Annotated in this window: 18 protein-coding genes; 2 read left to right on the top strand and 16 right to left on the bottom strand. The window is 40.3% G+C overall.

Features of this window, described 5'->3' with window-relative positions; genetic code table 11:
* Window positions 1–51: 51 nt before the first annotated feature.
* Window positions 52–1,281: an MFS transporter gene (locus AC1DM9_RS09820; RefSeq protein WP_477579710.1), complete on the top strand. Its 1,230-nt coding sequence runs from the start codon at window positions 52–54 to the stop codon at window positions 1,279–1,281.
* A gap of 243 nt (window positions 1,282–1,524) precedes the next feature.
* Here the strand turns inward: AC1DM9_RS09820 and AC1DM9_RS09815 are convergent, their stop codons facing one another.
* The 15 genes from AC1DM9_RS09815 to AC1DM9_RS09745 form a co-directional block, all read right to left on the bottom strand.
* Window positions 1,525–2,616: a sensor histidine kinase gene (locus AC1DM9_RS09815; RefSeq protein ID WP_477579708.1), complete on the bottom strand. Its 1,092-nt coding sequence runs from the start codon at window positions 2,614–2,616 to the stop codon at window positions 1,525–1,527.
* Window positions 2,613–3,305 (bottom strand): response regulator transcription factor, encoded by a 693-nt coding sequence (locus AC1DM9_RS09810; protein WP_477579706.1) that lies wholly within the window; start codon window positions 3,303–3,305, stop codon window positions 2,613–2,615. The genes AC1DM9_RS09815 and AC1DM9_RS09810 overlap by 4 nt, the downstream gene beginning before the upstream one ends.
* The gene (locus AC1DM9_RS09805) at window positions 3,302–3,934 is read right to left on the bottom strand and encodes a nitrite reductase (protein ID WP_477579704.1); all 633 of its coding nucleotides are present in this window, start codon (window positions 3,932–3,934) and stop codon (window positions 3,302–3,304) included. Before AC1DM9_RS09805 ends, AC1DM9_RS09810 begins: the two co-directional genes overlap by 4 nt.
* Window positions 3,935–4,148: 214 nt before the next feature.
* On the bottom strand, window positions 4,149–5,291 hold the full coding sequence (locus AC1DM9_RS09800) for a serine hydrolase domain-containing protein (protein ID WP_477579702.1): 1,143 nt from the start codon (window positions 5,289–5,291) through the stop codon (window positions 4,149–4,151).
* A gap of 157 nt (window positions 5,292–5,448) precedes the next feature.
* On the bottom strand, window positions 5,449–5,997 hold the full coding sequence (locus AC1DM9_RS09795; RefSeq protein ID WP_441886208.1) for a GrpB family protein: 549 nt from the start codon (window positions 5,995–5,997) through the stop codon (window positions 5,449–5,451).
* Entirely contained in the window at window positions 5,997–6,572 is a 576-nt protein-coding gene (locus AC1DM9_RS09790) for a DUF6886 family protein (protein WP_477579793.1), read from the bottom strand. The genes AC1DM9_RS09795 and AC1DM9_RS09790 overlap by 1 nt, the downstream gene beginning before the upstream one ends.
* Window positions 6,573–6,669: 97 nt before the next feature.
* Window positions 6,670–7,029, bottom strand: a complete 360-nt coding sequence (locus AC1DM9_RS09785) for a rhodanese-like domain-containing protein (RefSeq protein ID WP_477579700.1) — start codon at window positions 7,027–7,029, stop codon at window positions 6,670–6,672.
* Between the two features lie 40 nt (window positions 7,030–7,069).
* Window positions 7,070–7,861, bottom strand: coding sequence for a sulfite exporter TauE/SafE family protein (locus tag AC1DM9_RS09780; protein WP_076265959.1), 792 nt, complete (start codon window positions 7,859–7,861; stop codon window positions 7,070–7,072).
* 296 nt (window positions 7,862–8,157) lie between these two features.
* Entirely contained in the window at window positions 8,158–8,721 is a 564-nt protein-coding gene (locus tag AC1DM9_RS09775) for a manganese efflux pump MntP (protein ID WP_441886218.1), read from the bottom strand.
* A 71-nt stretch (window positions 8,722–8,792) separates the two neighbouring features.
* Window positions 8,793–9,059, bottom strand: a complete 267-nt coding sequence (locus AC1DM9_RS09770; RefSeq protein ID WP_441886221.1) for a metal-sensitive transcriptional regulator — start codon at window positions 9,057–9,059, stop codon at window positions 8,793–8,795.
* A gap of 75 nt (window positions 9,060–9,134) precedes the next feature.
* Window positions 9,135–9,617, bottom strand: coding sequence for a DsrE/DsrF/DrsH-like family protein (locus tag AC1DM9_RS09765; protein ID WP_339209355.1), 483 nt, complete (start codon window positions 9,615–9,617; stop codon window positions 9,135–9,137).
* A 30-nt stretch (window positions 9,618–9,647) separates the two neighbouring features.
* Window positions 9,648–9,875, bottom strand: coding sequence for a sulfurtransferase TusA family protein (locus AC1DM9_RS09760; RefSeq protein ID WP_441886225.1), 228 nt, complete (start codon window positions 9,873–9,875; stop codon window positions 9,648–9,650).
* A gap of 15 nt (window positions 9,876–9,890) precedes the next feature.
* Entirely contained in the window at window positions 9,891–11,015 is a 1,125-nt protein-coding gene (locus AC1DM9_RS09755; protein WP_477579791.1) for an MBL fold metallo-hydrolase, read from the bottom strand.
* A gap of 61 nt (window positions 11,016–11,076) precedes the next feature.
* The gene (locus tag AC1DM9_RS09750; protein ID WP_477579789.1) at window positions 11,077–11,655 is read right to left on the bottom strand and encodes a sulfurtransferase TusA family protein; all 579 of its coding nucleotides are present in this window, start codon (window positions 11,653–11,655) and stop codon (window positions 11,077–11,079) included.
* Window positions 11,656–11,845: 190 nt separating this feature from the next.
* Window positions 11,846–12,004, bottom strand: a complete 159-nt coding sequence (locus AC1DM9_RS09745; protein ID WP_477579697.1) for a hypothetical protein — start codon at window positions 12,002–12,004, stop codon at window positions 11,846–11,848.
* A 144-nt stretch (window positions 12,005–12,148) separates the two neighbouring features.
* Here AC1DM9_RS09745 and AC1DM9_RS09740 point away from each other — a divergent pair, with 144 nt between their 5' ends.
* Window positions 12,149–12,328, top strand: a complete 180-nt coding sequence (locus AC1DM9_RS09740; RefSeq protein WP_477579695.1) for a hypothetical protein — start codon at window positions 12,149–12,151, stop codon at window positions 12,326–12,328.
* Window positions 12,329–12,360: 32 nt separating this feature from the next.
* Here the strand turns inward: AC1DM9_RS09740 and AC1DM9_RS09735 are convergent, their stop codons facing one another.
* Window positions 12,361–13,002, bottom strand: coding sequence for a Bax inhibitor-1/YccA family protein (locus tag AC1DM9_RS09735; protein ID WP_441907642.1), 642 nt, complete (start codon window positions 13,000–13,002; stop codon window positions 12,361–12,363).
* Between the last annotated feature and the right edge of the window lie 29 nt (window positions 13,003–13,031).

Raw genomic sequence — 13,031 nt, 5'->3', positions numbered from 1 at the left:
CGAAAGTATAATCATTTGCAACAGTACGAGAATGAGGAGAGAAATCACATCATGAAGCGCATAAAGCAATTTGCAGAGCCCGCTGCTCCAACCTTTATTCATTTATGGCGGCATCCAGGATTCCTTATCCTGTTTCTAACAGGTGGAATTATCGCCTTTGGCAACAAAATTTATGAGCTGGCGCTGCCGCTTATTTTGTACGATTTGAGCCACTCTGCGGTGAAAATGTCAACGATGCGCGCCATCGAGCTTCTTCCAAACCTGCTGCTTGCCATGTTTATCGGTGTACTGGTTGACCGCGTGCACAAGAAAAGCTGGTCATTATGGGCCATAGGACTGCAAATCTGCGTTCTTCTAGGTCTATATGCAGTCATTTCCTACGGCAATCCACCCATCTTTGTGCTATATGTAAGCGGCTTTTTGCTCATGCTGTTTGGTTATGCATTTAATAATGCCCGTGTTGGAATTGTGAAGCATTCACTCCCTGCGGAAATGCTGACACCGGCTAACGCTACCTTCAACTTTATGTCAACCTTGGTTGGCATTATGGGTCCTGCTGTAACAGGGCTGCTGCTCATGCTTCCTGTGCTGTATGATGCCTTATTCATTACTTCGTTTTTGTTCTCTATTGCATTTGTTTTGCTGATATTCTTACGCAGCGATGAGCCGCCTAATGCTCAGCAAGCTGGTTTCTGGCGTGAGCTTCGAGCAGGTTGGGCTGAATTTCGCTCTAATAAATTATTATGGCAGTTGACGATCGCTGTAATTTTTTTGAACGCGACGTCAGGCATGGTGGATACAACGATCATTTTCTACGCCAAGGATGCGCTCAGACTGAATAATGCAGAGCTAGGTACCGTGTTGGCAGCAGCAGGTGTAGGTGGGCTTCTTGGCAGTCTACTTATTAGCAGGCTTCGACGCACCTATTCTGTTGGTGTCTTGGTCACGATCACCACGCTATGTGTTGCGTTATCTTATTTACTGATGGCTTTATCGCAATCCAGTATGATGTTAAGCTTCAGCCTGCTGCTTAATGGATGTTTTGAGATGATCAGCACCGTTTGTATTTGGACATTTAGACAGGAATCTACACCACATCAGCTAATCGGACGTATCAGTGGCATAACTGGCTCATTATTCAAGCTTGCTATGCCGATTACGATTGTTTCTGCGGGTTGGATCTCTGAGCTCGCGTACCCAACAGTAGTATTTTGGCTAGCTGCTCTAGGAAACCTGCTCATTTTCAGCTACTGTAGATTTAGCTCATTATGGAGTAAATGATGGATGAATGGTCAGCGTAATAAGCAGTACCTAATCTCAATAAATAACACGTACCTCCGATCGGAAAAGCATCAACGGTACGTGTTTTTTTATGCTATTGATTTATAAACGTTCTCACTCGGTTCTGTATCAGATTAGTAACATCCTTTGCAGTTTATTGTCTTGTAAAGTAAGCTTTGATTTGAATAATTTGTCTCCAGCCGCTACAAAATGTTCTCATTCATCTACAAATAGACTCTTTATTTAGTTATTCTTTACTGTATTCGGTAAATACACATGAAATAAAGTCCCTTCATCACTTTCAGCCCAAATTTGTCCTCCGTGACGTTCGACAAGCGTTTTCGTAATAGCAAGACCTAAGCCCCCGCCTCCCGATTTCCGGTTCCGTGATTTTTCCACACGATAGAAACGTTCGAATACATGCGCGAGCTGCTCAGTTGGTATTCCGATTCCAGTATCCTTGACGGTTATTTGAACACCTTGTTGAACTAATTTCCCATATACCGATACCTTTCCACCATTAGAAGTAAACTTTAGAGCATTCGATAATAAATTCGTCCACATTTGAATGAGTCGGTATTCATCAGCATGGATAGTCATTTCAGGGATGAAACCTCTTTCCAAAATAATTCCTTTATCTGAAAAGGAGGGCTTCATAAGATCTAAAACTTGTTCTATAGATTTTGTTAGTGGAACATCTTTTAAGCTTAACTGCTGTGCTGTAGAAGTAAGTGTTTGCAGTTCTTCCAAATCATTAACCATTTGGACTAAACGGTGAATTTCTTCTCTGCATGATTGTATGCGTTCAGGTGTAGCTTCCCAAATTCCATCTTGAATCGCTGATAAAAAACTATTTAATGTCGTTAAGGGGGTTCGAAGCTCATGAGCAATATTTTCGGTCATCGTTACCCGTAATTGTTCTTGCTGTTCAAGCTGTTCAGCTAAATGATTGATAGAGGCGGCCAGTTGATCGACTTCATCTTTTGGAGTGCCTTTTAAAGGAAGACGAGCATCTCGTTTTCCTCTTGCCATAACGAGTGTTATGTTCTTCATTTTAACTAAAGGAGAGGAAATTTTTTTAGCGATGTAAATGCTCATAATAAGCGTAATAATGAGTGCTCCGCCTACTGTCAGTCCAATGGATTGAAGCACGGCTTGCTCTAAATGTGAATTTAATGACTCTGTCTTATCGTGGCTGCCTTGCGCTATCTCTTCACCATAAAGCTGGAAATGATGATGAGTGGCTGTAACTAAAGCAATGGAAGCAATGATTAAGATGGCTGTTGTATAAAAGATAAGAAGAATACTAATCCGATTGGATAGTGTTTTTTTCATTTGTCTCCTCCATGAAAGCGATAGCCGGCACCAAAAACCGTCTGAATGAACATTGGATTTTTAGCATCCTCCTCTATTTTTTGCCGTAAATTTTTGACATGCTGATCAATTGTACGAGCATCCCCTTCAAAATCGATTCCCATCACCATATCAATTAAATGTTCGCGGGAAAGTGTTCTTTCAGCATTTCTAGCCATAACAACAAGCAGTTTATATTCATTTGGTGTTAAATTTATGGGTTCTTGATTGATGTAAACCTGTTTAGCTTGGCTATCCAAACTTAATCGTCCATTACCGTATTCCAAACGATCAGCGAGAAGCTCATGATGATTGGTACGCCGCAGGACGGAACGAACTCTAGCCAACAATTCAGGGGGATCAAATGGTTTCACGATATAATCGTCAGCTCCATCAGATAACCCTTGGATGCGATGATTTAGAGAAGCTTTAGCCGTTAGCATAATGATAGGTACCGGATTAGTTCCTCGTATTTGTCTGCACAGCAGCTCTCCATTAATGTCAGGGAGCATCAAGTCAAGAATGATTAAATCAAAGGGCTGCTTATCGATTTCATTCATTGCACTTTGGCCATCACTAGCTTCACATGCACTATAACCAGCCTTGTTTAGATAAGCGATTATAACCTCTCTAATTTTATCTTCATCCTCAATAACTAAAATTTTACTCATGGTTGCTCATTCCATTTCAATGTTTTTAGTTCGTCTAGAGTAATTCGATTAATAAATTTGCTGAACTTTTCCTTTCCTTTAGCATGTTCTTTATAATAGTTAATGAGATTAATTATTGATGATATTAACTGATTTTCTGATAAGCCTGAAAGTAAAAGCTGGGCAAAGGAAGGTTTTATTCCCTTGGGCTCTCCGCCGACATAAACGTCAAACACATTCCGCATTTTTACGACCCCAATATCTTTTAATAAAGGTTCACTTGTACCTAATGCGCAACCTGCATAACCGACTTTCATTGGCGTTGGTGTTCCGATTCCCGCGATTGCTTCGTTTAATTTAATGGCAATATCTAAGCCGGCATCCTGGGCTCCTTTGCAAAAGTTGCATGCAATCAAGCTTTTTGTCGTAAAGCCTGAAGGATTAACCTCGAGGCCGACTGCTCGTAATTGTTCGGTTATTTCATTTTGTTGATCTAACGGTATTTCCACATAAAGCTGCTTAAAAGGTGTCATCTCTATATTTGCATCTGTGTCAATGAGTGAACCTATGGTTACCAGTTGATGAGGTGTGAACAGGCTGCCTCCAACCTGAATGGCTGGTGAGACTGCGATTTTTATTTTATCATACATTTGGCATCTCTCCTTTACATCATAACCATTATAATATACCCCCTAAGGGTATGTAGGTCAAGAGTTTTTACTATACCCGGGTTATGTATCTATATTAGTCTTCATGATGTCATTGCATCAGTCTAATTATCTGCACAAAAAAAAGAGCGAGCCGAATAGTCGGCTCACTCTTTATAAATATTACTAATGGCTGCATTCAAGTTTCATGCTTATTCTAAACCAAACTTGACCATATCATTTGTTTTGTACCATGTACCGATTCAGGTATCCATGAGTAAATGGAAGGCACCATGAGTACAACAACGAGCTTCTCAACCGGGTCCACAAAAAATCCGGTTCTTCCTGAACCCTCCAGCTGGTAGGTGCCTACTGATTCATATGAAAGATGATGAATAGCTAAATCTAAACCAAGAGCATGGCCTTTATCTTTGATTTTACCTCCCCAATGATAGGCGGGAACGTTAAACAGATGTCGGCGAGTCATCAGATCTACTGACTTTCTGCCAAGGATACGCTGACCTTCAAAGGTTCCGCCATTCAACAGCATTTGTCCGAATTTCCACATATCAAATAGTGTTGAATAAAGTCCACTATCCGAACGAGGCGGCATAGGTGAACCGTCATTTTCTCTGCTTAACCTTTCGATATCCATCCGATCTACACTGCATACTTCAGAGTGCAGATGCTCAGGCACATCAAAAAAAGTACGTGTCATTTGGAGTGGTTCGATAATGTTCTCCGTAATGTAGTCCTCATACTGCTTACCAGATACTCTTGAGATGATCTCGCCCAGCATAGCGAAGCCCACCGTAGAATAATTATAGGCATCCCCGGGTTGGCAAACGAGCGGGCCTTGCAGCACTTTTCGAATCCAATGATCCATGCCGCTAGCCCCCCACCATTCTCTAGGATAGGGCTCATTGTAATATCCGGTGACTGGCAAAATACCAGACGTATGCGTTAATAAGTGGAACAAGGTGATATCTTTATGTACAGGATTATTGAATTCTTCCAAAATGTTGGACACAGGCAGATCGATATAAAGCTTACCGTCCTCTATGAGCTTCATGATCGCAACACTTGTGAATGCTTTCGTTATGGATGACATTTTACGCAAGGAATCCGGCTGCAGTTCACCTTGGTCAGTGGAGCCATGCAGTCGACCCATTGATTTCCATGCGGCGATCTTTCCTTCTCGTGCAACGAGAAAACTGGCTGCTTGAATTTTTTGCTGTGCGATCAGATTCAGAAAGTGATTATCCAGCTTATTTAATTGATGTGAGCTGAGCCCAACCTCTTCGGGCACAACATCCAAGTGGCCCTCCGTTATTTTCCACTCGCTTAGCAATTCATTCATCTGTCACGATCCCCTTCCATTAATTAGGAACAATGAATCTATACTACACGAGCCGCTCTAATTTCGTCCATAAGGATGTAAAGACTGCCGTTAATATTATAAAAAATTGTTCGTTTGTATCAAGTTCAGGGCTGCTTTCCATTCGTATGGTTTCTCATCAATGATCCTTTGTTTTCGTGAGCTTTACCCTTTTTAATATTTCATTTATAAAATCAGTTTTACCTGCTGTATAACCGGACCGATCTTGAGCGTGCAAAGCCAATTCCTTTTTTAACTGTTCATACGCAATGACAGCCTCGGGATGCTCCCTAAGATAATCGCGGAATGCCAAATGTCTTGCTAATTCTTCGCTATCACGATTGCACACGTACAAGTGATGCTCCATCCATTTTCCACGCTGTTTATGCCAAGGAACCGACATATCTTTTCTGCCAAAGGCCTCTCTTCCTTCAAAACTCCATTCTTGTTGATGGAAATAACCAATCTTCTCAAGCCCTTGGATGATCAGAGGCAGCATACTATAATCTTCAATGACGATATCTATATCCAAGATGGGCTTAGCACCAAGTCCTTTAACAGAGGTGCTTCCTACATGTTCAACTGACCTAATGAATTGCCCAACTTCAGCTTCGATAGTAGATCGTATTTCACAAAATTCGTGCTCCCAAAGAGGATTATAGTTTTCAATCTCAACTATTGTACTCATCATACTGATTCCTTCCTCTGCGCGGCAAAACCCATTCTGCACATCGACCAATTAAAGCTTGTGGTTGCAATTTTATCATTCAAATCCCACAAATTATCGATCATGCGAACCTCGACATTTCTGCGTATGAGTTCTCCAAACAAATCATGAACAATTATTTTATTGATAGGGATCTGTGTTTTTTCGCTCACATAGTAACCAGCACTTTTATCTGCGCCATAGAAATCAGTCGTATCGAATTCATATAAATACAACGTGGTTTGCCTCATGATTTCAAACCATTTATGCTCAATCGCAATAACATGGTCCAACGAATTTGAGCTTAAATAAAGTTTTTTATGCTCATCTGTGGTCGTTTCATGACTATGATAAGTTACTCTAGGACAATTGCGAGGTGTTAGGAAATTCGGCAAGCATTGTTCATTTATTGCCCATACCAACCTTTTGCTTTGATCCATATCCACTCGAGAAGGTATTCGAGGTTCAAAAAGTGTAATATCACTTTCTTCGCTCACATGAAATAATCTCAAATGATCCCTGCTTTCTGATATAAAATTGTTGTGCACGAACAGCATTATTTTCAACATACGAGGAGATTGTACCATAATCTGGTTTAGAGTGGACGCAAAAAAACCGCGATATACGCGGTTCATCAGTCACTTGAAAAGTTATCTATGCACATTGTTGGCTTCTTACAGTAAACAGCTGGCTGAAACCATGTTTTTTAAGGATTTTCGCAGCCTTTTTACTTTTATAGAAACTGTCCGACAAAATTAAGACAGAATCATTTGGTGCAAGCTCTTTGTTCCACAAATAAGGGAGCCGACCAATTGATATATTAATCGAACCATCCACATGACATTTCTCATAGTCAGTTGAATCGCGGACATCGAGTATTTTGCTGCTGTCAGGTATAACGCCTTTTTCATTTAGCGCTTTTTCGTCGACATAAGTTAAATTTTTTAGGGGTGAGAATCTTCTATAAATGAACCACATTACGAATAAACCAGTTAGAGCAATTAAAATCAACATATCCTAACCTCCCCAATCCGTTTAATAAGGTACGCATATTCTATTGCAATATGGATGACCACACTTTAATCGCTGTAAAAATGAGTAATACAACAAGCCCATATCGCAAATATTTCACGTTTATTTTAGAGCTGATTCTAGATCCAATTGGAGCACCGATCAGGCTGCCCAATACAACAAATACAGTTGGCCATATCGGAATGGAACCAGCGGATAGCTTGCCGATTACGCCGCCAATTGCCGACACAAATACGATCGCTAATGATGAGGCAATGGTTGTCCTTGTCGGAATTTTTAAGACCGTCAACATTATTGGGATTAGAATAAAAGCACCACCTGCTCCAACAACTCCTGACACAATGCCAACAATGAAAGCAGACGTTACCGCAATGAGCTTATTAAAAGTGATTTCATTTATATTTAATTGTTGTTTTCCCCGGTTTGGAACGAGCATTAAAACAACAGCAATAACCGATAATGTTCCGTATATAATATTAATGGCATCTTCATTAAGAAATCGTGATCCGAATCCGCCTATTAAACTGCCCATTAATATACTGCTGCCCATATAAACAACAAGACCTTTATGAATGACTGCTGTTTGATTGCTTTTTTGACGGAAAGCGATAATCCCAGCTAACGAAGCGAAGAAAACTTGAAACATGCTGATGGATGCAACTTCTTTTGCCGTAAACTGCGCTAAGCCAAGACTGGATGGAACATATAATAAAAGGGGAAAATTTATTATGGCCCCGCCTATGCCAAGTAGTCCCGAAAAAAAGGAACCAACAAAACCGAGCAGCGTCATGATGATGTAAAGGATAATGTCCATAAAAACTCTCCTTGTTGGAATGCAATAAGTAAGGTATAATTAAAACCAAGTAACTTCATGTGAAATGAGGTATTTATGAAATGAAAAGTATATTCAAAAAAATATTTGAAGATAAATGCCCGACCTGCAATGAACCCTTGCTGTCAATCAATGAAAGCTTGTCCAGCACCAAGTATTGTGAGCATGGACATTACAAAGAAGAAAATTACAGCTCCCTAGGTGTAAGAATTATATATGACGTCTTAGAATAAGCGAACACGCTCTACCGTGTTCGCTTATTTTTTGTTATCGGTCAGTTACAAAAAAATCTCCAAAAGGCCTATTACAATGAGTATCATACCGCCGATGAGAGTAGAATATTTACCTAACCATGTTCTAGCAATCTCATGTCCAATCCGCAATCCGATAGCAACGGTTATTAGTGAAAATATACCAACTGAAATTGCAGTCATTATCGGTGACGCACCACTAACACCTGCTCCAAATCCTGTAGCGATACAATTTAATGATAAAGCAAAACCTAATGAGATCGTTTCCTGCCAAGTAATAGATCTTTCCGAATCACTTGTCTCACGTAATGGACTTGTTGCAACCCTTGTCCTCTGTTTAGGCAATATGCTCCAAAGACCTAGAAGTATGATGACAGAACCACCAATTAAATCTGCATGCTTTTGACTCATAAAACCAGATATAAGGTGACCCATTGTTATGGCTAAATATGCTGCAGCCATGGCCAATATGGCAATAAACAAGTTTGAGACAATTGGAATTTTTGTTGATCGTGTGCCAAAGGATACACCAATTCCTAAATTATCAATATTAGAAGCCAGTCCAATGAGAATGATTGAAATTAAATGCATAACTATACCTCCTCTACCATCCATTCTACTAAGTAGAGTATGCTAGAGAAGGTTATTAAGCTTGTGTTCTTTTACCGACTTTTCACGAGCAGCTCAATCGCTTCTTTAACCAGCTTATTCGCATCGCCGCCAGCAGACTGTTCTTCAATAATACATTGATGAAGGTTTTCCGCAACAATTTGGGCCATTGCTTTATCTGCTGCATTACGTACTGCTGACAGCTGGCTTACTACGTCCTTGCAGGATTGCTGTTCATCCATCAATCTCAATACGCCTCGAACCTGACCCTCTATTCTTCTTAGTCGTGTTTTTATTTCATCGGTATAAACATATGCCATGTTCTTAACCTCCCATTCGATAACGTGTACATGTATGGGTATATTATAAACCAAAAAAGAGTATCATTTCATTGATTATATAAATAAATTCACTTTTGCATCGGTGGCGTCGCCTAAGTAACCGGCTACACCAGCAAGTTGAATATCATCAATCAGCTCTTCACGCTGCAAACCAAGAAGATCCATTGTCATTGTACACGCAACAAGCTTAACCCCTTGCTCCTGCGCAAGTTCAATGAGCTGCGGCAGTGATAACGCATTATGCTTCTTCATAACATGCTTAATCATTTTAGGTCCCATGCCGCCAAAATTCATTTTGGATAAGCCTAGTTTTTGCGGTCCTCTTGGCATCATCCAGCCAAAGGCTTTTTCAAGAAGCCCTTTTTTGGTATGGATTGCTTCATCCTTGCGCAAAGCATTTAGTCCCCAAAAGGTGAAAAATATAGTTACCTCGTGATCATAAGCAGCTGCTCCATTTGCAATAATAAAAGCAGCTATCGCTTTATCAAGTTCCCCGCTGAAGAGGACTATCGTTGTTTTTTCAGTTACTGCTTCCATTTATGTTCTCCTCTCCATAATAAAATTCAGTTAAATTTTTTTCACAAGAAATGTGAACACGCCGTTTTCTTCCGTATGCTGCACGAGTTCATGATTTGTTTTTCTAATCCAAGCCGTAAAATCATTTAAAGAACCTTTATCGGTTGATAATACCTCCATAAATTGTCCAGGCTTCAATCCATCCAGTGCTTTTTTTGCTTTTACGATTGGCATCGGGCAAGCCAGCCCTTTGGTATTAACGATTAGATCAGCTTTCATTATTCATTTCCTCCTTTAATTATCGTGAACGGCACAACGATTGGGGCCGATTTCCATTTCGCGCTGCTCTTCTTCGTCAGGTGTGATTTTCCCCATATTCGTTTGGCGTATTTCTTGGTAAGCGTTCGGATGCTGCGGCAGATTGTTGGTCACCATGCTGCGAAACGCAGCTTCATCCGATATTTGCAAGCCTGTATTGTTTTTATATACATCGGATAAAACAGCGGCTACCCGCCCATCTTCTCCAAGCTCCGAGAACTTTCCGAAGTGTGCAGGAAGTATAATTAAATCCTGAGACAACTCCGGATAACGACTATATAACGTTTGACGAAGATCACCAACCCAATCTTCAGCGAGTCCAGCCAAATCTGGTCGTCCAATGGATTCAATAAATAAAATGTCACCAGTTAGCAAATACTGATCATCTACTATAAACGATGTACTGCCGATCGTATGACCAGGTGAATAAATGGGTTGAATTTTTAAAGTGGTATTGCCTACCTCAATATCGTGACCGTTCTCAAGTTTCGCGTATTCAAATGTGACTTCTGCAGCATCTTTTGGAGGAAGCCAGTACGTTGCAGATTGTTGTTCTGCAAGCTTACGGCCGCCCGAGATATGATCCGCATGAAGATGGGTATCTATCGCATGCATAATGCGATACCCATTGTCCTTCGCAAATTGCTCCAATACATTCGTCATTCTAGGGGCATCTACGACAGCAGCTTCACCGTCTGATACGATCATGTAGGACAAACAGCCTTTACCCATTCGTACAAACTGAAAAATAGTACCGCCTTGGCGCAAATCGCCAATTTTTACGGGCTCCAAATGCTCGCTCCACGACTTCATCCCACCCTGCAAGTAATAAACATTAGACCTGCCTGCTGCCACGAGCAACTCTCCAACAAATATAGAAGAACCTTCTTTGGCGCATACAACCAGCACTTTTTTGTCTAATGGAATTTGTTCGATTATCTCCTCTACTCCCTCTAGCAGTTCAAAGTAAGGAATATTGAGAACCTCTATTCGACTTCCTTCGATTTTCCAATTCGCAAAGTCGCTTTCACTACGTACATCAAGGATGAAGAGATCTTCTTTTTTGCTTAAAATAAGTTTTGCTAGCTGCCCGGCACTCATTTCATTTAACTGGTTTGATGAACTCATGGTGTATTCCTCCTACTATGATGAGTGAGTGGTATTACTGTACATCATTCTCTAGTGGTCCTTCCCATTCGGACATACCTGGCAAGACATTGTACACAAGTTTGAACCCTTTATCAGCTAATAGCTGGCAAGCGATATCGCTGCGGGTGCCAGTGCGGCACACGATATAAAGCTCCTGATCAGGATCGAGTTCACTCGTTCGAATATCAAGCTCTCCTAACGGAATTGATTTGGCTCCAGGGATGTGGTTAAAAACATACTCTGCAGACTCACGTACATCTAAAATCATCATGTTCTCATTTGAAATAAGCTTCTTTATTAAATCTCCGTTGTTCATTGTCTTCAAATATTTGATTTCTTCTTTTATTTCATTCGGGTTGGATTTTCTAAGGTAATGCTTCAATACCTCGCCCTCCGTAAGCGTACCTAAGTATTGATGCCCCGCATTTCTGCTCCACCCTTGGATGTCTGCCAAAGATCCTTTGTCCGTGGCAACCACTTCAATGACTTGTCCAGAAAGAAGCTCATTCATTGCTTTTTTCGTCTTGATGATGGGCATAGGGCAAGCCAAGCCTTTGCAATCTATTGTTTTGTCTGCTTGAATGTGATTCATCATTTCTTGAACCTCCTTTGCGTTTATTAATAAATCATTTGAACAACATACCCACGGGGGTATCGAAAAAGGCGAAAAAATGACGCCGTACATATACCCCTATGGGTATAAGGCGTGATAAAAATATACATGTTTTAAATGCAGATGTCAACGTGGCATCACAAAAAAAAGACCGCCATTCAGCGGTCTCTTAGTAATCTCTTTCTTTATCCCTTTTTCTTCTTTCCTGATCTCTCTTCAAAGCACGCCTCAATTCATCTTTATTTTGATTTCTTTTAGGCAGCTTTCCGTTTATTTCAAATAATAAAATAACAATCATCGTTAGCAGTAAAACGACTATAAACCCCATCTCTTTCCTCCTAGGATAAAGCTATACTGGGCGCTCTGAAAATTAAAAGGTGAAATAAACAATAAAAGATCTACTCTTTTTACCAACGGACTCAGATCGCATAATGAAAGCATAAGCATTGATTGGTAAGAGGAGGAATGGATCATGTTGTTTCATAACTATGTAGCAGAAAGTTTATGGAGGGATCAGCAGCAAGCTTTGGATAAGAGAATTCGTAGAGGGGATTTTATTGATTATGATATCAAAGCAGCTTCACCCGATAAATCAATTATTAAAAAATGGTTATCAACACGTAAAAAAAAAGGGGTTAATCCTCAAGTATGAAGATTAACCTTATTGGCAATTAGGATGAATGATTAATCATCCAGCAAGGATTTCACAAATCGTAGTGCGAACAAAATGATATTAACCAAATCAAGATAAATATTAACGATCATCAGTGGAATATCTTTGTCTTCAAAACCTTCCTTGGACATACGGCTAAAGTCATAAAGTGTATAACCGATGAAAATGAGTAATCCAAAGCCGGCATAAATAGTCTCCATCATCCCTCCGAAAGGGAAAATAAATTGCATAAGACCGATAACGATAAGCCCAATTAATGATGCGAACAAAAACCCGCCAAGAAAGCGAAAATCCTCTTTGGAGTATGTAGCGTAAATCGCAAGGCCAGCATAAACGAGTACGGCAACGGCAACGGTTTGAATGACGACCGATGTACCCATGGAGGCGATATAATAGCTTAAAGAAAACTGCAAGGTTGCACCAGAAACAATCATAAACACGTACATCAGTGAGTAGCCAATTGCTGTTGATTTACGCAAAAACATGATGGCAATGATTAATCCAATCTCGACAATAAACAGTGGGATTCGTGCGGCGCTGGGAAGCATTGTTCCTATGTACATGCCGCCTACTGAAACAATTAAGGCAAAGAAAAAGGTTAGCATTAATTTTTGCATCGGTTTACCATAACCGCTTGACTGTGTATAGCTCATCTTATTTTTCTCCTGTCATCCATATTTAT

The sequence above is a fragment of the Paenibacillus sp. 01T431 genome (assembly GCF_056398625.1).
This window is presented reverse-complemented; position numbering and strand designations above follow the sequence as displayed.